At 69.4% G+C, this 21,032-nt stretch carries 16 protein-coding genes; 6 read left to right on the top strand and 10 right to left on the bottom strand.

The features are described from left to right. Nucleotides 1-314 precede the first annotated feature (314 nt). From ACWDAG_RS35525 to thyX, 3 genes are all read right to left on the bottom strand, one after another. Entirely contained in the window at nucleotides 315-2,000 is a 1,686-nt protein-coding gene (locus tag ACWDAG_RS35525) for a ribonuclease J (protein WP_450699672.1), read from the bottom strand. 143 nt (nucleotides 2,001-2,143) lie between these two features. After that, a complete protein-coding gene (dapA, locus tag ACWDAG_RS35530; RefSeq protein WP_450699673.1) occupies nucleotides 2,144-3,043 on the bottom strand; it encodes a 4-hydroxy-tetrahydrodipicolinate synthase in 900 nt (299 codons plus the stop codon). Nucleotides 3,044-3,252: 209 nt separating this feature from the next. Then, nucleotides 3,253-3,993 (bottom strand): FAD-dependent thymidylate synthase, encoded by a 741-nt coding sequence (gene thyX, locus ACWDAG_RS35535; RefSeq protein WP_030945118.1) that lies wholly within the window; start codon nucleotides 3,991-3,993, stop codon nucleotides 3,253-3,255. Nucleotides 3,994-4,195: 202 nt separating this feature from the next. On the opposite strand from thyX, the gene ACWDAG_RS35540 reads away from it, so the two are divergent. Next, nucleotides 4,196-4,432 (top strand): hypothetical protein, encoded by a 237-nt coding sequence (locus tag ACWDAG_RS35540; protein ID WP_450699674.1) that lies wholly within the window; start codon nucleotides 4,196-4,198, stop codon nucleotides 4,430-4,432. Nucleotides 4,433-4,522: 90 nt separating this feature from the next. Beyond that, on the top strand, nucleotides 4,523-5,074 hold the full coding sequence (locus tag ACWDAG_RS35545; RefSeq protein WP_450699675.1) for a PH domain-containing protein: 552 nt from the start codon (nucleotides 4,523-4,525) through the stop codon (nucleotides 5,072-5,074). A 23-nt stretch (nucleotides 5,075-5,097) separates the two neighbouring features. On the opposite strand, the gene ACWDAG_RS35550 is transcribed toward ACWDAG_RS35545, so the two are convergent. The 7 genes from ACWDAG_RS35550 to eccD all read right to left on the bottom strand — a co-directional run bounded on the left by ACWDAG_RS35550 (nucleotide 5,098) and on the right by eccD (nucleotide 13,815). Next, a complete protein-coding gene (locus ACWDAG_RS35550; RefSeq protein ID WP_351480035.1) occupies nucleotides 5,098-5,550 on the bottom strand; it encodes a tetratricopeptide repeat protein in 453 nt (150 codons plus the stop codon). A gap of 7 nt (nucleotides 5,551-5,557) precedes the next feature. After that, a complete protein-coding gene (gene dapB, locus ACWDAG_RS35555; RefSeq protein WP_450699676.1) occupies nucleotides 5,558-6,310 on the bottom strand; it encodes a 4-hydroxy-tetrahydrodipicolinate reductase in 753 nt (250 codons plus the stop codon). Between the two features lie 25 nt (nucleotides 6,311-6,335). Next, the gene (locus ACWDAG_RS35560; protein WP_450699677.1) at nucleotides 6,336-7,715 is read right to left on the bottom strand and encodes a M16 family metallopeptidase; all 1,380 of its coding nucleotides are present in this window, start codon (nucleotides 7,713-7,715) and stop codon (nucleotides 6,336-6,338) included. Continuing rightward, complete coding sequence (locus ACWDAG_RS35565) at nucleotides 7,712-9,928, bottom strand: polyribonucleotide nucleotidyltransferase (RefSeq protein WP_450699678.1); 2,217 nt, start codon at nucleotides 9,926-9,928, stop codon at nucleotides 7,712-7,714. Before ACWDAG_RS35565 ends, ACWDAG_RS35560 begins: the two co-directional genes overlap by 4 nt. Before the next feature lie 315 nt (nucleotides 9,929-10,243). Continuing rightward, a complete protein-coding gene (gene rpsO / locus ACWDAG_RS35570; protein WP_016432306.1) occupies nucleotides 10,244-10,531 on the bottom strand; it encodes a 30S ribosomal protein S15 in 288 nt (95 codons plus the stop codon). Nucleotides 10,532-10,716: 185 nt separating this feature from the next. Beyond that, entirely contained in the window at nucleotides 10,717-12,225 is a 1,509-nt protein-coding gene (locus tag ACWDAG_RS35575; RefSeq protein WP_450699679.1) for an outer membrane protein assembly factor BamB family protein, read from the bottom strand. Nucleotides 12,226-12,351: 126 nt separating this feature from the next. Next, nucleotides 12,352-13,815 (bottom strand): type VII secretion integral membrane protein EccD, encoded by a 1,464-nt coding sequence (gene eccD / locus ACWDAG_RS35580; protein WP_115905483.1) that lies wholly within the window; start codon nucleotides 13,813-13,815, stop codon nucleotides 12,352-12,354. 268 nt (nucleotides 13,816-14,083) lie between these two features. Between eccD and eccCa the strand changes: the two genes are divergently transcribed. From eccCa to ACWDAG_RS35600, 4 genes are all read left to right on the top strand, one after another. Beyond that, on the top strand, nucleotides 14,084-18,028 hold the full coding sequence (eccCa, locus tag ACWDAG_RS35585; protein ID WP_450699680.1) for a type VII secretion protein EccCa: 3,945 nt from the start codon (nucleotides 14,084-14,086) through the stop codon (nucleotides 18,026-18,028). 142 nt (nucleotides 18,029-18,170) lie between these two features. Next, nucleotides 18,171-18,557, top strand: coding sequence for a hypothetical protein (locus tag ACWDAG_RS35590; RefSeq protein ID WP_450699681.1), 387 nt, complete (start codon nucleotides 18,171-18,173; stop codon nucleotides 18,555-18,557). A gap of 78 nt (nucleotides 18,558-18,635) precedes the next feature. Beyond that, nucleotides 18,636-18,938, top strand: a complete 303-nt coding sequence (locus ACWDAG_RS35595) for a DUF397 domain-containing protein (RefSeq protein WP_450699682.1) — start codon at nucleotides 18,636-18,638, stop codon at nucleotides 18,936-18,938. A gap of 95 nt (nucleotides 18,939-19,033) precedes the next feature. After that, nucleotides 19,034-20,977 (top strand): ATP-binding protein, encoded by a 1,944-nt coding sequence (locus tag ACWDAG_RS35600; RefSeq protein WP_450699683.1) that lies wholly within the window; start codon nucleotides 19,034-19,036, stop codon nucleotides 20,975-20,977. Nucleotides 20,978-21,032: the final 55 nt, after the last annotated feature.

Consider the following 21,032-nt stretch of genomic DNA (forward strand, 5'->3'; position numbering starts at 1 on the left):
TTTGTACTCACCCTCTCGGGCTTTCCTCCGGGCAGTTTCCCTTCGGTCTTGCGTTTCCGACTCTATCAGACCGTTTCCCGATCCGATTTCCTCGGTGCTTTCCAGGTTCTCGCTTTCGCGTTTCCCTTTCCGGCGGCTCCGACTTTATCAGAGATTCTGAGTCGGATTTCCCGCCCCGATCGGGGACTGGTTCCGGCGCACGAGGCGGCCGGGTTCCCGTTCTGGCGGAGCCGTAAACGTACTGGAGCGGGGCGCCCCGATGCAAATCGAGGCGCCCCGCTCCGGGTTCACACGTACGAGGGGTCGTACACCCGTCAGACCTCCACCACGACCGGGAGGATCATTGGCCTGCGCCGATAGGTGTCGGAGACCCACTTGCCGAGGGTTCGGCGGATGAGCTGCTGCAGCTGGTGCGGCTCCACCACCCCGTCCTGTGCCGAGCGTTCGAGCACCTCGGTGATCTTCGGGATCACGTCGCCGAAGGCCGAGTCCTCGATGCCCGAGCCGCGGGCCTGGATGTGCGGGCCGCCCGTGATCTTGCCGGTGGACGAGTCCACCACGAGGAAGACCGAGATGATGCCCTCGTCGCCCAAGATCTTGCGGTCCTTCAGCGCCGGCTCGCCCACGTCGCCGACCGAGAGTCCGTCGACGTAGACGTAACCCGCCTGGACTTTGCCCGCGATCTTGGCCTTGCCCTCGACGAGGTCGACGACCACGCCGTCCTCGGCGATGACGATGCGGTCGTGCGGGACGCCGGTCATGGCGCCCAGCTCGGCGTTGGCGCGCAGGTGGCGCCATTCGCCGTGGACCGGCATCAGGTTCTTCGGGCGGCAGATGTTGTAGAAGTACAAGAGCTCGCCCGCGGACGCGTGGCCTGAGACATGCACCTTCGCGTTGCCCTTGTGGACCACGTTCGCGCCCCAGCGGGTCAGGCCGTTGATCACGCGGTAGACCGCGTTCTCGTTGCCGGGGATCAGCGACGACGCGAGGATCACCGTGTCGCCGTTGACGATGCGGATCTGGTGGTCACGGTTGGCCATGCGGGACAGGGCCGCCATGGGTTCGCCCTGCGAGCCCGTGCAGACCAGCACGACCTCGCTGTCGGGAAGGTCGTCCAGCGTCTTCACGTCGACGACCAGACCCGGCGGGACCTTCAGGTAGCCCAGGTCCCGTGCGATGCCCATGTTGCGGACCATCGAGCGGCCGACGAAGGCGACCCGGCGGCCGTACTCGTGGGCCGCGTCCAGGATCTGCTGGATGCGGTGGACGTGGCTGGCGAAGCTCGCCACGATGATCCGCTTGCGGGCGCTCGCGAAGACCTGGCGCAGGACGTTGGAGATGTCGCGCTCGGGCGGGACGAAGCCGGGGACCTCCGCGTTCGTCGAATCGGCGAGGAGGAGATCGATGCCCTCTTCGCTCAGTCGCGCGAATGCGTGGAGGTCTGTCAGGCGACCGTCCAGCGGGAGCTGGTCCATCTTGAAGTCGCCGGTGTGGACCGCCATGCCCGCGGGCGTGCGGATGGCCACGGCGAGGGCGTCCGGGATGGAGTGGTTGACCGCGACGAACTCGCAGTCGAAGGGGCCGACACGTTCGCGGTTCCCCTCCGCCACCTCGAGGGTGTACGGGCGGATGCGGTGCTCCTGGAGCTTCGCCTCGATCAGGGCGAGGGTCAGCTTGGAGCCGATCAGCGGGATGTCCGGCTTCTCGCGCAGGAGGTAGGGAACGCCGCCGATGTGGTCCTCGTGGCCGTGCGTGAGCACGATGCCCTCGATGTCGTCGAGGCGGTCCCGTACGGACGAGAAGTCCGGAAGGATCAGGTCGATCCCCGGCTGCTCCTCCTCGGGGAAGAGCACGCCGCAGTCGACGATCAGAAGGCGGCCGCCGTACTCGAAGACCGTCATGTTTCGGCCGATCTCGCCGAGACCGCCGAGCGGGGTGACCCGCAGGCCGCCTTCGGGGAGCGGCGGGGGCGGGCCGAGTTCAGGATGCGGATGACTCAAAAGACTCTCCTCACCACACGCGCCACGTACCGGTGGGCACGTGGCGCGCGTGACGTTCGTGCATGAGCAGTTGTCGTTGTGGGGTGCGGGCACCGGTGGCCCGCTATTCAGTTGTGAAGTCTGTGGTGGTGCCAAGTCTGGTGTTAGAGCTGTACCCCGCCCGCAGCAAGATCGATCTTGAGCTGCGCGATCTCTTCGGGCGTGCATTCCACCATGGGTGCGCGCAGGGGGCCCGCGGGCAGGCCCTGGAGGGCGAGGGCGGCCTTCGTCGTCATGACGCCCTGGGTGCGGAACATGCCCGTGTAGACCGGGAGCAGCTTCTGGTGGATCTCGGTCGCCTTCTGGACGTCGCCGGAGACGAACGCGTCGACCAGGGCGCGCAGGTCCGGAGTGACCACGTGGCCGACGACCGACACGAAGCCGACCGCGCCCACGGAGAGCAGCGGCAGGTTCAGCATGTCGTCGCCGGAGTACCAGGCGAGCCCGGAGCGGGCAATGGCCCAGCTCGCGCGGCCGAGGTCGCCCTTGGCGTCCTTGTTGGCGACGATCCGCGGGTGCTCCGCGAGCCGGACCAGCGTCTCGGTGTTGATCGGGACACCGCTGCGGCCGGGGATGTCGTAGAGCATGACCGGCAGCTCGGCGGCGTCGGCGACGGCCGTGAAGTGCCGGTACAGGCCCTCCTGCGGGGGCTTGTTGTAGTACGGCGTCACGATCAGGAGGCCGTGTGCGCCCACCTGCTCGGCGGCCCGGGCCAGCTCGATGCTGTGGTGGGTGTCGTTGGTACCGACGCCGGCCACGACGTGGGCACGGTCGCCGACCGCCTCCAGCACGGCTCGTACGAGCTCCGTTTTCTCCGCGTCACTGGTGGTGGGGGACTCGCCGGTGGTGCCGTTGATGATCAGGCCGTCGTTGCCTGCGTCCACCAGGTGGGCGGCGAGCCGCTGCGCGCCGTCGAGGTCGAGTGCGCCGTCCGCCGTGAAGGGCGTGACCATGGCGGTGAGGACCCGCCCGAAGGGGGTCTGCGGAGTCGAGGTCGGAGCCATGGGTAACACGCTACTCGGTGCTCAATGCGTGGTCTGCCCTTGGGGTACGGGATAAGTCCGGACAAATGCGGAGCCCGGTACTGCCTGCTCGGGGGTTCAAGCAGTACCGGGTCCGTTTGATCAGGCTAGATGAACTTCTCCAAATGCCGCAATACGGACACCTCGCGAGGCTGACCGTACACCTGTGCTCGGCCTGGGAACGCGGTGCGCTACGGCGCCACGCGGCCGTTCGCGTTGAAGGCGGCGTAGGTGAGCGGCATGAGCCTGGCCCACTCGGCCTCCATCTTCTCTCCGACCATCTCGATCTCCCGCTGCGGGAAGGACGGGACCTTCGCCAGCTCGTGCTGGGTGCGCAGGCCGAGGAAGTGCATCAGCGAGCGGGCGTTGCAGGTGGCGTACATGGAGGAGAACAGACCGACCGGGAGGACGGCGCGGGCGACCTCTCGGGCGACGCCGGCGGCGAGCATCTCCTGGTACGCCTCGTAGGCCTGGCGGTACGAGTCCTCCATGACACGGCCGACCAGCTCCTGCTGGGCCTGGGTGCCCTCCACGAAGACGTACTTGCCGGGGCGGCCCTCCTGGACGAGCTTGCGGGACTCGTCGGGGACGTAGAAGGCGGGCTGGAGCTGGCGGTAGCGGCCCGATTCCTCGTTGTACGACCAGCCGACGCGGTGCCGCATGAACTCGCGGAAGACGAAGATCGGGGCGCTGATGAAGAAGGTCATCGAGTTGTGCTCGAACGGACTGCCGTGCCGGTCGCGCATCAGGTAGTTGATCAGGCCCTTGGAGCGCTCGGGGTCCTTGCCCAGCTCGTCCAGGGACTGCTCGCCGATGGTCGAGACGCGGGCGGCGAAGAGCACGTCGGCGTCGGACGCGGTGTGCTTGACCAGCTCGACGGTGACGTCGCTGCGGAAGCTGGGCTTGAGGTCGTCGGCGGGGGTGTCGGTCACGACTCGGAGGGTCCCTTCCATCACTTCTCTCGGGCGGCGCCCACTCTACGGCCCGGCTCTGACAACGGGGCGTTCGGTGCCGGGTCGCGACATACGTCGGCGAATTTCTGTGAATTCGGCGAAACCGGGCACCTTTTGGGGCACTCGACCGTCTGTGTAGGTGACAGTCACTCGTTCGATCCCGAGAGGAGAAGCTCCCCCCATGTTCCGTCGGCGTGAGCCCGTCCCGTTCACCTTCGTCGCCGAAGCCGACAGGTTCCGCAGCAATGTCGCTCCCCCGCCCCGTCAGCGGGCGTCCGCCGGTCAGATAGCCGGGCGCTGGCTGCTCGGAGTCACCATCGTCGCCGGGCTGGTGGGCTCGCTGGTGCTCGGTATGCCTGCGCTGTCCAATCCCGCTGCCACGCCGGCTCAGCAGTCACAGGCCTCCCAGGGGCACTGACTCCATCCGGACCCCACGAGTGGTGGGCAGGAACACAGACGGATAACCTCACCGGGCACAGCCCATGCATGGATTGAGTGAGGACCAGCCGTGCCCCTGCCCTTCCTGACGGCCGACCGTGCCTATGAGCCAGCGGACGACGCGCTGCCCTTCGACGACCGTGACCGCTGGCGGCGGCCCTACCGCCCCGGGCCGTGGCGCGTGGGTGTGGCGGCTCTCTGGCTGCTGCTCGCCTCGTTCGTGCTGTTCGCCGCGGTCATCATCGCGTTCACTGCTTCGGCTTCCGAGGCCGGAGTGGTCTTCGGTATCGCGCTGGCCGTCATCGCGGCTTCCCTGCGGCTTCTGCGCATGGGCGCCTGGGTGAGCGCGCGCGGGCTGCGCCAGGTGGGCTTCTTCGGGACGCGCACGACGCCGTGGGAACGGGTCGCCGCCCTGCGGACGGTGCAGCAGCCGGTGCGCTGGCTCGGGCTGCCGCGCACCGTGCAGGGGCAGGCTCTGATCCTCGTACGCAGTGACCGTCCGGCGCAGGACGCGCCGATACTGCTGACCACGCACAACGCGGACTTCGTGGCACGGCCCGGGTCGTTCGACCGGGCCGCGGACACGATCGAGGCGTGGGCGGCGGAGAACAGGCGCGGCTGACCGAACGGCACGACTGCCCGCGGCTACGCCTCGACGGGCCTTCCGTCATGCAGGGCGATGGCGCGTTGCATGGCCTTGCGGGCGCGAGGCGTGTCGCGGGCGTCGTGGTAGGCGACGGCGAGGCGGAACCAGCTGCGCCAGTCGTCGGGGGCCGCTTCCGTCTCGGCCTTGCGCTTGGCGAAGACCTCGTCGGCCGAGTCGCGGTCGATACGGCCGCCTGGGGTGCGCTTGAGCTCGTCCACGGGCAGGCCGCCCTCGGCGTCGAGTTCGGCGGCGAGGGCGTTGGCCTTGCGGACGAACTGGGTGTTCTTCCACAGGAACCACAGGCCGATCACCGGCAGGATCAGCACCGCCACGCCGAAGGTGACGGTGAGGACCGTGCCGGACTGGATGAGCATGACGCCGCGGCTACCGACCAGGACGAAGTAGAAGACCAGGACGGCGGCCGTTATGGCGTAGGAGAGCTTGGCTCGCATGGCGGTGTCAGCCCAGGTCCAGGAAGTGTTCCAGGCCGAAGGTCAGGCCCGGAGTGGTCACCACGCGGCGGGCGCCGAGCAGGATGCCCGGCATGAAGCTGCTGTGGTGGAGGGAGTCGTGCCGGACGGTCAGGGTCTCGCCCTCGCCGCCGAGCAGGACCTCCTGGTGGGCGAGCAGGCCGCGCAGGCGGACGGCGTGGACGGGGATCCCGTCGACGGTCGCGCCGCGGGCGCCGTCCAGTGCGGTCTCCGTGGCGTCCGGCGCCGGGGCCGTGCCTGCCGCGCGGCGTGCCTCGGCGATGAGCTGGGCCGTGCGCGTGGCGGTGCCGGAGGGGGCGTCGACCTTCTTCGGGTGGTGCAGCTCGATGACCTCGACGGACTCGAAGTAGGGCGCGGCGATCTGCGCGAACTTCATCGTCAGTACGGCGCCGATGGAGAAGTTGGGCGCGATCAGCACGCCCGTCTCCGGGGAGGCGGCCAGCCAGCCGCCCAGCTGCGCGAGGCGCTCGTCGGTCCAGCCCGTCGTACCGACGACCGCGTGGATGCCGTGGCTCACGCAGTACTCGAGGTTGTCCATCACGGAGGCCGGCGTGGTCAGTTCGACGGCGACCTGGGCACCGGACTCGGCCAGGGTCTCCAGCTTGTCGCCGCGGCCGAGGGCGGCCACCAGCTCCATGTCCTCGGCCGCCTCGACGGCCCGCACCGCCTCCGAGCCGATGCGGCCCTTGGCACCGAGGACCGCCACGCGCAGCTTGCTCATCTTCTTGCTTCCTTCAGGAGAGGACTTACGCGACCGCTTCGTGCAGACGGGACGCCTGCTTGTCCTTCAGCGGGCCGATGACCGACAGCGAAGGCCGCTGTCCCAGGATGTCGCGCGCGACCGAGCGGACGTCGTCCGGGGTGACCGAGGCTATCCGGGCCAGCATGTCGTCGACGGACATCTGCTCGCCCCAGCACAGCTCGCTCTTGCCGATACGGTTCATCAGCGCGCCCGTGTCCTCCAGGCCCAGGACCGTCGAACCGCGGAGCTGGCCGATGGCGCGGCCGATCTCGTCGTCGGACAGGCCGTGCTCGGCGACGTGGTCGAGTTCGTCGCGGCAGATCTTCAGCACGTCGTGGACCTGTGAGGGCCTGCAGCCCGCGTACACGCCGAACAGGCCGCAGTCGGCGAAGCCCGAGGTGTACGAGTACACGCTGTAGGCCAGGCCGCGCTTCTCACGGACCTCCTGGAACAGGCGCGACGACATGCCACCGCCGAGCGCGGTGTTCAGCACGCCGAGGGCCCAGCGCCGGTCGTCGGTGCGGGCGAGGCCCGGCATGCCGAGGACGACGTGTGCCTGTTCGGTCTTGCGGCCGAGCAGTTCGACCCGGCCCGCGGTGCGGAGGGTGCGGCTGCCGTCGCGCGGGGCGATGGGGGCCGCCGCGCCGTTCTTGAAGGCGCCCGCCTTCTCGAAGGCCGCGCGGACCTGTCGTACGACCTTGTTGTGGTCGATGTTGCCGGCGGCCGCCACGACCAGGTGGGTCGGGTCGTAGTGCTTCTTGTAGAAGCGGCGGATGCGGTCCGCGGTGAGGGCGTTGACGGTGTCGACCGTGCCGAGGACCGGGCGGCCGAGGGCGTTGTCGCCGAACATCGTGTGCGCGAACAGGTCGTGCACGCAGTCGCCCGGGTCGTCCTCGGTCATCGCGATCTCTTCGAGGATCGCGCCGCGCTCGACGTTGACGTCCTCTTCGAGGATGAGGGAGCCCGTCAGCATGTCGCAGACGACGTCTATGGCGAGCGGCAGGTCGGCGTCGAGCACGCGTGCGTAGTAGCACGTGTACTCCTTCGCCGTGAACGCGTTCATCTCGCCGCCGACCGCGTCGATGGCGGAGGAGATGTCCAGCGCGCTACGGCGGGTGGTGCCCTTGAAGAGCAGGTGCTCCAGGTAGTGCGTGGCGCCGTTCAGGGCCGGGGTCTCGTCGCGGGAGCCGACGTGCGCCCAGATACCGAAGGTCGCGGAGCGGACCGAGGGCAGGGTCTCGGTGACGATGCGCAGGCCGCCCGGGAGGGTGGTCTTGCGGACCGTTCCGATGCCGTTCTCGCCCTTGATCAGGGTTTGGGTACGGGCGACGGCCCGCGCCTCCGAGGAGGTGCGGGCCGTCGCCTTGAAGCCACGGGGCGTCACTTGTCGCCGTCGTCCTTCTTGTCGTCGTTCTCTTCGCCCTCGATGACCGGGATCAGGGAGAGCTTGCCGCGGGAGTCGATCTCGGCGATCTCGACCTGGACCTTCTGGCCCACGCCGACGACGTCCTCGACGTTCTCCACGCGCTTGCCGCCCGCGAGCTTGCGGATCTGCGAGATGTGCAGCAGACCGTCCTTGCCCGGGAGCAGCGACACGAACGCACCGAAGGTCGTCGTCTTCACGACGGTGCCCAGGTAGCGCTCGCCGACCTCCGGCATGGTCGGGTTGGCGATGCCGTTGATCGTGGCGCGGGCGGCCTCGGCGGCCGGGCCGTCGGCGGCACCGATGTAGATGGTGCCGTCGTCCTCGATCGTGATCTCGGCGCCGGTGTCCTCCTGGATCTGGTTGATCATCTTGCCCTTGGGGCCGATGACCTCACCGATCTTGTCCACCGGGATCTTGACCGTGATGATCCGCGGGGCGTTCGGGGACATCTCGTCCGGGGTGTCGATCGCTTCCATCATCACGTCGAGGATGTGGAGGCGGGCGTCACGGGCCTGCTTCAGGGCGGCGGCCAGGACGGAGGCCGGGATGCCGTCCAGCTTGGTGTCCAGCTGGAGCGCGGTCACGAACTCCTTGGTGCCGGCGACCTTGAAGTCCATGTCACCGAAGGCGTCCTCCGCACCGAGGATGTCGGTGAGGGTGACGTAGTGCGTCTCGCCCTCGATCTCCTGGGAGATGAGGCCCATGGCGATACCGGCGACGGGAGCCTTCAGCGGCACACCGGCGTTCAGCAGCGACATGGTGGAGGCGCAGACCGAGCCCATGGACGTCGAGCCGTTGGAGCTCAGCGCCTCGGAGACCTGGCGGATCGCGTAGGGGAACTCCTCGCGCGTCGGCAGGACCGGCACCAGGGCGCGCTCGGCGAGCGCGCCGTGGCCGATCTCGCGGCGCTTCGGGGAGCCGACGCGGCCGGTCTCACCGGTGGAGTACGGCGGGAAGTTGTAGTTGTGCATGTAGCGCTTGCGGGTCACCGGCGAGAGGGTGTCCAGCTGCTGCTCCATACGGAGCATGTTGAGGGTGGTGACGCCCAGGATCTGGGTCTCGCCACGCTCGAACACCGCGGAACCGTGCACGCGCGGAATGGCCTCGACCTCGGCGGCCAGCGTGCGGATGTCCGTGACACCGCGGCCGTCGATGCGCTTCTTCTCCTTGATGACGCGCTCACGGACCAGGGTCTTGGTCAGCGAGCGGTACGCGGCGGAGATCTCCTTCTCGCGGCCCTCGAACTCCGGCAGGAGCTTCTCGGCGGCGAGCGCCTTGACGCGGTCCAGCTCGGACTCGCGCTCCTGCTTGCCGGCGATCGTCAGCGCGGAGGCGAGCTCCGGCTTGACGGCTGCGGCGAGCGCCTCGAGGACGTCGTCCTGGTAGTCCAGGAAGATCGGGAACTCACCGGTCGGCTTGGCGGCCTTCGACGCGAGGTCGGCCTGGGCCTTGCAGAGCACCTTGATGAAGGGCTTCGCGGCTTCCAGACCGGCGGCGACGACCTCCTCGGTCGGCGCCTCGGCGCCGCCCTTGACCAGCTGGATGGTCTTCTCGGTGGCCTCGGCCTCGACCATCATGATCGCGACGTCGCCGTCCTCCAGGACGCGACCGGCGACCACCATGTCGAAGACGGCGTCCTCGAGCTCGGAGTGCGTCGGGAACGCGACCCACTGGCCGTTGATCAGCGCGACGCGGACGCCGCCGATCGGGCCGGAGAAGGGCAGACCGGCCAGCTGCGTGGACGCGGACGCGGCGTTGATCGCCACGACGTCGTACAGGTGGTCGGGGTTGAGCGCCATGATCGTGGCGACGACCTGGATCTCGTTGCGCAGGCCCTTCTTGAAGGACGGGCGCAGCGGGCGGTCGATGAGGCGGCAGGTGAGGATCGCGTCCTCGGAGGGGCGGCCCTCACGACGGAAGAAGCTGCCGGGGATCTTGCCGGCGGCGTACATCCGCTCCTCGACGTCCACCGTCAGGGGGAAGAAGTCGAGCTGGTCCTTGGGGTTCTTGGAGGCGGTGGTGGCCGACAGCACCATGGTGTCGTCGTCCAGGTACGCCACGGCGGAGCCGGCGGCCTGCTTGGCCAGGCGGCCCGTCTCGAAGCGGATGGTGCGGGTGCCGAAGGAACCGTTGTCGATAACGGCCTCGGCGTAGTGGGTCTCGTTCTCCACTAGCGTTTTCTCCGATACTTTTCGTCTTTTGTCCTTGTCTGCCCGTGTGGCAGGAGGACCGTCACGGAGAAGCGCTCCACTGGTGCGGGCCGGTCTTCGATCGAAGCACCCGGGGCTCACTTCCCCCCGGGGGCCACTACCGAGGACCGGCGGCGGCGAGGTGCGCTTCTCGCTGTGTCGTACGTATTGCGTTGTGCTACCACACTACAAAGGGGCAGTGACACTCCGCATGTTTCCGTACGTACGGACGTTTCCGCACATACGGCAAAGGGAGCGGTCCCGACCCTTCGGGAACCGCTCCCCCTGCACGGCGTCCTACTTGGCGCCCGCCGCACCACGGCGGATGCCGAGGCGGTCGACCAGCGTACGGAAGCGCTGGATGTCCTTCTTGGCGAGGTACTGCAGCAGGCGGCGACGCTGACCGACCAGGATCAGCAGACCACGGCGGGAGTGGTGGTCGTGCTTGTGGGTCTTGAGGTGCTCGGTCAGGTCGGAGATCCGGCGCGAGAGCATGGCGACCTGGACCTCGGGGGAGCCGGTGTCGCCCTCCTTCTGGCCGAACTCGGCGATGATCTGCTTCTTCGTAGCGGCGTCGAGCGACACTCGTACTCCTCGTAGTCTTCAAGTTGCCACCGAGTGCCCCCGGTCTGTGTCTCGGGGGAGCTTCCGTTACTCGGGAGGCGGGGATCCGCTGAGCGCGGCCTCCAGGTCCTGCAGGTGAACCTGCGGGGGGCTCCGGGGGTGCGTACACAAACGGCCGTCATACAGCGTACCAGCCGGTGGGGCCGCTACTTCACGGCCATGCTCTCGATGCCCAGGACGAGGTACACCCACTTGGGCTGCCCCTTGGCGGGTCCGTCGACCTTCTTGACGCCGAAGAAGACACGGCCGCCCTGGACGACGATGTCGTTGTAGTCCGTCATCGTCATCAGATCCGCCTCCTGAGGGAGGTCGAAGTAGAGGTACGGGGTCTCCGTGCCGGTCCGCGGGTCCAGGCTGACCAGCCCGGAGGGCATGACGTGCTGGTCGGTCACGCGTACGGCGAGGAGTCTGCCTCCGCTCATCCGGACCGGGTACAGAAGGGAGCCGGGGCCGGAGTCGTACTTCTTGGTGGTCTTGCCGGTCGTGAGGTCGAAGCCGATGATCCAGTTGGAGTTGATCAGCTCGCCCGAGTCCTTGCTGCGCAGGAAGACCTGGCCGGCGCCGACGGCGATGGTCGGGCAGTCGTCGGCGGTGAGGAAGTCGTCGTACGAGCACTCGCCGACATAGGTGCCGTTCTGGAGGCGGATGACGGCGCGGGGCTTGCCCGAGGTGTCGAGGGAGAGCATCTCGGAGATGCCGATCCCGCCGGCCTGGACGGCCAGGACGGGCGGCTCGGCGGAGGGGATGTTCAGGTCGCGGATGCCCTTCGCGGCGGAGTAGGTCCACAGAACCTTGCCGGTTCTCGGGTCCACCTTGCGTGCCTTGTAGGTGGTGGCGTCCGTCGAGTCGACGGGCGCCTTGTCGTTCCAGCACTGCTGGCGCACCAGCAGGGCGCCTCCGCCCGCCGCGCCCATGTCCTGGCAGGAGCCGGTGGAAGTCGTCTCCCACGCGCGCGTGCCGTCCTTCATCCGGTACGCGTCCGTGCCGCCGCCCCAGGTGACGACGACCGTGCCGTGCACCAGGGTCACGCTCGGGGTGTCCTGGGCGTCGCCGCCCGTCGCCATGCCGTGGCCGTCGCCCAGTTCGGAGACGGGGAAGTCGGCGTCCCAGATCTCACGGCCGTCGTCGAGGTCGAAGAAGGCCACGTGGTTGCAGAAGGCGTTGCCGCGGTCGTTGGCCCTGAACAGCACGGCGGTGCGGTTGTCGCCGGTGACATGGCGGGTGTAGCCGCAGATCGGGCCGTCCAGGGGGAGCTTCCACTTCTCGTCGCCGGGGGAAGCGTCGGTGCCTATGCGCAGTCCGATGACGGTCTTGTTGATGCCCTTGGCGAGGATCTTGTCCGTGGCCCACATGCCGGGCATCTGGTAGTGCTCGCCCGGGCTGAGGTCGTCCACGGAGAAGCGGAAGGCCATCTTTCCGGTGGGGCTCGCGGGCTTCTTCTCGACGGTCTCCCGGACGTCGAGCGGGCCCTGGCGGGTTGCCGCCCCGTTCGAGGTCTGCGTGCCGTCGTCGGCACCCCACAGGAGCCAGCCACCGGCGCCGAGTGCCCCGGCCAGCACGAGTGCGAGCAGCGCCAGAGGCCACTTCGGGCGGCGTTTTTGTCGTGGGGGCTGCGCGGGCGGGGCGTACATGGGAGGGGGCGGGCCGAAGCTCACGCGCGGGTCCTTTCCCTGTGGAGTTCTTCTGTGACCGGGGTGCGGATTCCGTTGCAGTGCTCACGCCGACGCCCCACGCCCTGCGTGCAGGGTGTGGGGCGTGGAGGGTTTTTCGCCGGGCGGGTCTCAGTTCCCGATGCCGCCGCGGACCTTGCCGTAGACGTCGAGGACCGCGAGGCAGACGGGGACCAGGGACAGCAGGACCAGCGAGTCCGCGAGGTCGAGCATGCGGCCCCAGAACGGGGAGAGGCCCTTCTGCGGCACGATCAGGGCGATCGCGATCAGGAGCAGCACGCCGGCCGCGACCGAGGCGCCGAGCCACAGGGTCCGCACATTGACCGGGCCGTGGTTGTTCTGGAGCAGCTGGATGATGATGTCGGCCGGCGGCGAGATCGCGAGGCCGAGGACCAGCAGGCCGAGCGTGATGACACCGGCCACGAACAGGCAGGTGACCTGGGCGGTGTAGCGGAACAGACGGGCCCGCAGCATCGCGGCGAGGCCGGTGCACAGGGCCAGCAGCTGGGCCCAGCCGCTGTCGCTGAAGCCGAGCACCGCGCCGCCCGCGCCGACGATGACAGCGGCGCAGCCGCCCACCAGGCCGAGCAGCAGTTCGTGGCCGCGGCTGGTCTGGGCGACGATGCGCTGGACGTCGACGGCCTCGAGGTCGCCCTCGCGGCCCTCGCGGCGGGCCCGGGCGAGGTCCTCGGGGTTGCGGAAGCCGATCGGCAGCTTGGCGAACCGGGCGGACCAGCCGGGCAGGAAGCCGACGACCGCCAGGGCGACCACCGAGGTGCCCGCGGCGATCTCCCGCGGCGCCGCGTCGGTGAGCACTCCGCAGAACACGGCGAGCGTGCCGATCGCGGAAGCCAGCGCGGCGGCCACGAACGGGGCGTCGCCCTGTGGCAGCAGCATGATCAGTACGACGGAGAGCAGCAGTACGGCGACGCAGCCGACGAGGAACTGGAGCCTTCCGGGGCCCTCGTGCGCGCCCTGCGCGATGACGCCGGAGCCCGCGATGAGTGCGTGCGGCAGCGCGGAGATACCGAGCGCGACGGCGGAGCCCCGGTCGTCGTACACCCGGGCCCGTACACCGGCCAGAGCCGTCAGGCCGAGTGCGGTCACGCCCGCGAGGATGCCCTGGAGGCCGTGCATGTCGTGCCGGATCGGGTCCGCGAACCAGAAGACGAAGCCGAGCATGACCAGCAGCAGCGAACCGGCGACGAGGCCGGCCACCCGCATCAGGTTGTCGTTCCAGCTGCGGATGTCCTGCTTGACCGCGGCGGCGATGGCGTCCACGACGTCGTCGTGGACGGCCGGCGGCAGGGAGTCCGCGAAGGTCCGCAGCAGCAGCACCTCGCCGTCCCTGACCCGGTGCTCCAGCAACGATCGACTCGCGTCGAGCACCTGACCCTCGCGGGTCACAAGGTGATAACCGGCAAGACTGGTGTCCGACTGGACCAGGCCCGAGAGCCTGATGATCTCAGGAAAGAGGTCCTGGATCGGCAGGTCCTCCGGCAGCGCGACATCGACTCGGCTGTCCGGCGCTGCGATGGTGATTCGGCAGAAACCTGTCGAAGTCCCCGTGCTCACCTGGTGTTCCCCCTGCTAGACAAGGCTGCTTCATGCAGTTCGTACGACGCGAAGCGCCACCCTATCCCTTGCCCTGCGGGGTGTTGGGGCTGCCTCCCTCAATTCTCCCCGTACCCCCTCCGCATCTCCATCCTCCTGGCTCTCCTGTGTCCGAGGGCATCAGTAGGATCGACGCCAACGCGAACGACGCCTACGCGAACGGGAACACGTCGCGGTACACGGGGGCGTCGATGCCAGGACGTTTCAATCACGAAGGATGAGTGCATCGGTGAGCGTCGTCATCATCAAACGGCCACCGCGGATACCACCCCCGGTGGTACCGGACGGCGAGGTCAAACTGGAGACGCCCCCCGAGATCCCTCGTGAGGGCGACGAGAGCATGCTGATGAACCTGCTGCCCATGATGGGCATGCTGGGTTCCGTCGGCTTCTTCTTCATGCCCAACCTCCCCCCTTATATGAGGGTGGTCGGCGGGCTGATGCTCGCCTCGACACTGGCCATGGCCATCGCGCAGTTCGCCAAGTCCCGGCAGGGCGGCGGCGCGGGGATGGCGCAGGACCGGCGCGACTACTTCCGCTACTTGGAGCAGGTCCGCAAGGACGTGCACAAGACCGCGGAACTGCAGCGGCAGAGCCAGCTCTTCCAGCACCCCGACCCGGAGCAGCTGTGGGCGGTGGCGGCCGACGGCAAGCGGCTGTGGGAGCGGCGCCCGACCGACGCGGACTTCGCCTCCGTACGGATCGGCCGCGGCATCCAGCAGCTCAACACGCCGCTCGTCGCCCCGGACACGGCGCCCAAGGAGGAGCTGGAGCCGCTGACCGCGGCGGCCATGAAGGCGTTCCTCGACGCCCACGGCAGCCTGCACGACCTGCCGGTCTCCATCTCGCTGCGCGCCTTCTACCACGTGACGATCTGCGGGGACACGGACACGGTCTACGGCAACGCCCGTGCGGCCATCTCCCAGTTGGCGACGCTGCACTCGCCGGAAGACCTGATGGTCGCCGTGGTGGCGCACCCCTCGGCGGCGGCGGACTGGGACTGGATCAAGTGGCTGCCGCACAGCCAGCACCCGAAGGCCAAGGACGGAGCGGGCTCGTCCCGGCTCCTCTTCGACGACCTCGGTGAGCTGGAGGAGGCGCTGGCGAGCCAGCTGGACGACCGGCCCCGCTGGAACCGTGAGGCGACCCCCGTCTACGACCAGCCGCATCTGATCGTGGTCCTCGACGGCGGCACCGTGCCGCCGGACTCCGAACTCGCCAGTTCCGAGGGGCTCCAGGGCGTCACCTTCCTGGAGATCGCCCCGGGCGAGCTGGAGGAGGAGCTGCGCGCCGGTCTGACGGCGTATGTGAAGCCGGAGCGGATGCAGCTGTTCGTCGGCCACGAGTCGGCGTACACCGGCAGGGCCGATGTACTGAGCCCGGAGCAGGCCGAGTCCCTGGCCCGGCAGCTGGCGCCGTTCCGGGTCGGTTCCGCGGAGGAGGGCGAACCCCTGCTCTCCAACCTGGACTTCACCGACCTCATGGGCATCGGCGACGCGGGCACCGTCGACGTGTCCCGCACCTGGCGGCCGCGCACCCTGCACGAGCGGCTGCGGGTGCCGATCGGTGTCGGCGAGAACGGCGAGCCGGTCATGCTGGACCTCAAGGAGGCCTCGCAGGAGGGCATGGGCCCGCACGGCCTGTGCGTCGGCGCGACCGGCTCCGGCAAGTCCGAGGTGCTGCGTACGCTGGTGCTCGGTCTCGCGGTCACGCACTCCTCGGAGACGCTGAACTTCATCCTCGCGGACTTCAAGGGTGGTGCGACCTTCGCGGGCATGGCGGACATGCCGCACACCGCGGCCGTCATCACCAACCTCGCCGACGACCTCACCCTCGTCGACCGCATGCGCGACTCGATCATGGGTGAGACGCAGCGCCGCCAGGAGCTGCTGCGCTCGGCGGGCAACTACGCCAACCTGCACGACTACGAGAAGGCCCGGGCAGCCGGCGCCGCCCTCGAACCGATGGCGTCGCTGGTGATCGTGCTCGACGAGTTCTCCGAACTCCTCACCGCCAAGCCCGACTTCATCGACATGTTCATCCAGATCGGCCGTATCGGCCGTTCGCTGGGCATCCACCTGCTGCTGGCCTCGCAGCGCCTGGAGGAGGGCAAGCTGCGCGGTCTGGACACCTATCTCTCGTACCGGATCGGTCTGCGGACCTTCTCCGCCGCCGAGTCGCGTACGGCGATCGGTGTCCCGGACGCCTACCACCTGCCGTCGATTCCCGGTTCCGGTTATCTGCGCTACGACACCGACACCATGGTCCGCTTCAAGGCGGCGTACGTGTCGGGGCCGTACCACGGCGAGGGCCCCTCCCGGGTGCACCGCTCGACGCAGCTGCGGCCCGCGCTGTTCACGGCGGAGCACGTGGCGCTGCCCCCGCAGCCGGTGATCGAGGAGCCGGAGCCCGACAATCGGGTGGACGACGCGCTCGCCGACACCGTCCTGGACGTCCTCGTCAGCCGGATGGTCAACCAGGGACCGCCCGCCCACCAGGTGTGGCTGCCCCCGCTGGAGGAGGCGCCCTCGCTGGAGCAGCTCCTCCCCCAGCTCGCCGTCTCCCCGGAGCGCGGCCTGACCGCGCCCGACTACACGGCGCTCGGTCGGCTCAATGTGCCGGTCGGTCTGGTGGACAAGCCGTTCGAGCAGCGGCGCGACGTGCTGTACCGGGACTTCTCCGGCGGTGCGGGCCACGGTCTGTTCGTCGGCGGTCCGCAGTCCGGCAAGTCGACACTGCTGCGTTCGCTGATCTCCTCGTTCGCCCTCACCCACACCCCGTCCGAGGTCCAGTTCTACTGCCTGGACTTCGGCGGTGGCACCCTGATCGCGATGGAGGACCTGGCGCACGTCGGCGGGGTCGCGAACCGTCTCGACGCCGAGAAGGTGCGCCGTACGGTCAGCGAGGTCGAGGGGATCCTCAACGCGCGTGAGGAGTACTTCCGCGCGAACAACGTCGACTCGATCCAGACCTACCGGCAGCGCCGGGCCGCGGGCCATCTGCCCGACCAGATCTGGGGCGACGTCTTCCTCGTGATCGACGGCTGGGCCACCTTCAAGACGGACTACGAGCTGCTGGAGTCCACCGTCACGGAGATCGCGACGCGCGGTCTCGGCTTCGGTGTGCACGTGATCCTGACCGCGAGCCGCTACACCGAGGTGCGGCCCGCGCTCAAGGACATGCTGCAGAACCGCATCGAGCTGCGCCTCGGTGACCCGACCGAGTCGGAGATCGACCGCAAGGTCGCGCAGAACGTCCCGGCGGCCGTGCCGGGCCGTGGTCTTACGCAGGACAAGCTGCACTTCATGACCGCGCTGCCCCGCGTCGACGGCTCCTCCACGACCGAGGACCTCTCCGAGGCCACGTCGATCCTCATCCGCGGTATCAACGACAACTGGCAGGGCAACCACGCTCCGGCCGTACGGCTGCTGCCCACGCTGCTGCCGTCGGACCGGCTGCCCAAGGGGTTCGAGCACCCGGACCGCGGTGTCGCCATCGGCATCGACGAGTCCTCGCTCGCGCCGGTCTTCGTCGACTTCGAGACGGACCCGCTGTTCATCGTGTTCGGTGAGAGCGAGTCCGGTAAGTCCGCGATGCTCAGGCTGCTCGTCAAGCAGATCACCGAGCGCTACACGCCGGACCAGGCGAAGATCGTCATGGGCGACTACCGGCGTGCGCACCTGGAGGGTGTGCCCGACTCGCACCTCTCGCGGTACTGCGCGTCGGCGCCCGCCCTGACGGAGACGCTGGAGGGCCTCGCCGGTTCGATGCACCGGCGGATGCCGGGCCCGGACGTCACGCCCGAGCAGCTGCGCAACCGCAGCTGGTACAGCAGCCCGGACGCCTTCGTCATCGTCGACGACTACGACCTGGTGGCGACCGGCGTGAACCCGCTGGCCCCGCTCCTGGAGTACCTGCCGTTCGCCCGTGACGTCGGTCTGCGCATCATCATCGCGCGCTCCTCGGGCGGTGCCAGCAGGTCGCTGTACGAGCCCGTGATGCAGCGGATGCGCGAGCTCGGCGCCCAGGGTCTGGTGCTCTCCGGCGACCGGTCGGAGGGTGCGCTGCTCGGCAACATCACGGCGACGCAACTCCCGCCCGGCCGTGGGTACTTCCACACGCGGCGACGCGGTGGACAGCTGATCCAGACGGGGTGGCTGCCGACTCGGTTCTGAGCGGCGACTGCTGCGACACAAGGGGGGCGGTACCCACGCGGGTGCCGCCCCCCCTTGTGTCAGTGGGGGCCGCTATGGTGGCGTTGCCAGTGAGAACGAGAGAAAAGACAAGCCACGGGGGGCAGTTGTGTCGTCGGACTTCATGGACTCCGATCCCAAGGTCCTCAAGACCGAGGGCTTCAACATGTACACGGTCGGCCAGGACTTCTCGAAGGCCGTGAAGGCCCTGCAGGACGGACTGACCGCGCTGGAGGGCACGGGCACCCCGCCGTGGGGTGACGACGACATCGGCGAGAAGTTCGGCGTCGCCTACACGGGCCTGCGCGACGGCATGTACCAGTCGATGGGCAGCCTGGCGGAGCGGCTGGCGGGGATGGGGATCGCCTTCACCAAGATGGGCGTGGCCCACGAGCAGAACGAGGCCGACCAGCTGGACATCTGGCAGAAGACGACCGCCGAGTTCGACGGCCAGGTCAAGCTTCCGCCCGGCGTAGCACAGGGCACCTTCACAAAGGCGCAGAACACCTGATCTCGCGGCGGATGCGTGGTGCCCGCAAGTAGGGTGAGACGCGTACTTCGTTCACATGTCAGGAAGAGGCCCCGCACCATGGCGGAGACGCAAGAGCAGATCAAGGCGCGCAAGGAGCGGGAGCGCGACGAGCTGTACGCCCTCGACATCTCCGGGGTCGAGTGGCACTGCGCACCCGGCACCGAGCAGGACGAGGAGCGCGTCGAGATCGCATACCTGCCCGAGGGCGCGGTGGCGATGCGCTCCTCCCTCGACCCCGACACCGTGCTGCGGTACACCGAGGCGGAGTGGCGGGCGTTCGTACTCGGGGCGCGGGACGGGGAGTTCGACCTGGAGCCGGCACCGCACAACGGCGGGGTGCCGGCGGACCGGGCCGAGTAGTACGGGGCGGGGTTCCGTCTCGGTCACCGCTCCGCCCGGCGCCTAAGATCAGCGTCGTATGCGAAGGCGTCCGCGACGGCGGAGGACGGGGACCCATGACCGGCTCGACCGAGGACTACGCACCACATCCCCACGTGGGCGGCCGTACCGCCGCGCTGCGCGCGCTCGCCGCATGGCGCGCGGCCGCGCCCGGCGCTCCGCGCGTCGTCGTGCTCACCGGCAGCTCGGGCAGCGGGTGTTCGCGGCTGGTCACGGGGTTCCTGATGCTGTGCGACCCGGAGTTCCGGGGGCGGCTGCCGCTGGACGAGATGGATCCGTCGACGGTGCCGCCTCAGCTGCCCGCCCCTGCGGTCCCGGCCCCCGCAGGGCTGACCTCCGCCCAGATCCTGTGGCTGCTCGCCGACCACTACGAGCTGAAGGCCACCAGGACCGAGGACGTGTACGCCGAGCTCGCCGCGCTCGACGAGCCGGTGACCGTCGTCGTACCCGACGTGGACCGGGCCGGTCCGGTACGTGCCGCGGGCGAGCCCGCACGGCTCGTACGGGAGGTGCTCGCGCCCCTGGCCGCCACCGGGACGGTCAGGCTGCTGGCCGAGGTGCCGCGCCCCCTTGCCGCCGAGCTGGCCGCGGGGCTGCCGCCCGGCTCCGTGCAGATCATCGATCTCGACGAGCCGCAGTGGGCCGACCCCGAGGGCCTGGTGCTGCACGCCCAGGCGGCGCTGAATCCGGCGTTCGGGGCACCGGAGCTGCCGTTCACCGTCGATCCCGCCGCCCGTCTCGCCCTGGGCGCGGCCATCGGCCGCCGGGCCGGGACCAGTCCGCTGGTCGTCCAACTCGCCGTCCACTGCGTCCTGATGGCCCCCGAGGGCTTCGACCCGGCCGACGAGCGGCACTTGCCGGCCTCCGTCGGCGAGGCCCTCGACCTGCACGCCCGGCGGCTCGGCGCCGACCCGCAGACGCTACGGCTGATGCTCGCTCCGCTCGCGCTGGCCGAGGCCGACGGCATCCCGGTCCACCTGTGGGCGCGGCTGGCGAGCGCGGTCGCCGGGCAGGACATGAGCCGGGCCTTCGCGGACGGGATGCTGCTCGCCGGGCCGTTCGTGCAACCCGAGGAACAGGAAGAAGAACAGGAAGGGGACGGCGGGCGCACGCTGCTGCGGCTGCTGCACCCGGCCGTCGGTGACGAGATCCGCGCGGGCCTGCCCAGCGTCCGCGCGGCCCAGACGCAGATCGCGATGGCGCTGCTGGAGGCCGTGCCGGGCCAGGACTGGAGCAGGGCCGACCCCTATGTGCGCGACCACATCGCGGGCCACACCCTGGAGGCGGGCCTGCTGCCCCAACTCCTCACCGATCCGGGGTTGTTCGTGCATGCCGACCCGGTGTCGCTGCGCGCCGCCGTCGAGGCCGTACCGTCCGGGGAACTCGGTGCACCGGCCCGTACATACCTGCGCACGGCACCCCTGCTGACCCGCACGCAGGTTCCCGCCGCACTGCGCGCCGCCCTGCTGGAGACGGCGTTCGTCGAGGACGGACTGCCCGAGTACGCCGACGCCATCCACGGCCGGCTCGGCCTCGACCTGCCCTGGCAGACGCTGTGGAGCCTGCCGGTCCCCGGTGTGAGCGCCGTGACCGTAGGCAGCCTGCCGCAACCCGAAGGGCCCGCCGTCCCGGTCGCCGTGCTCGTCACACCCGCGGGCACGCCCGGCGCACGACCGGTCGGCGAGTCCGAGGGCGAGGCGCGCTCCGCCGTACTCGTCCACGGTCTCCTGCGACCGGACGAAGGCCTAGATGACATCGACCCCGGACAGATCCTGCGCCCGTCCGACGACGAGCGGGCCGCCTCCCCCTTGGGCCTCAGCCGCGGCGCCGACTACCTGCGGGTCTGGGACAGGGCGAGCCAGGAGGTCGTGGCCGCGCTGATCTCCGACACGCCCTTCACCGCTGCCGACCTGTCCCCCGACGGCATCCTCGTCGTCGCGACCGAGCGCGGGGCGAAGGCCCTCCGCATCGGTCCGGCGGACCCGGCGATAGCCTCGTAGCAACACCGACCCACGCGTTCGATCAGCCATCTCGTCATCTCGCCATCCCGAAGGA

This window comes from Streptomyces sp. NPDC001157 (assembly GCF_053598255.1).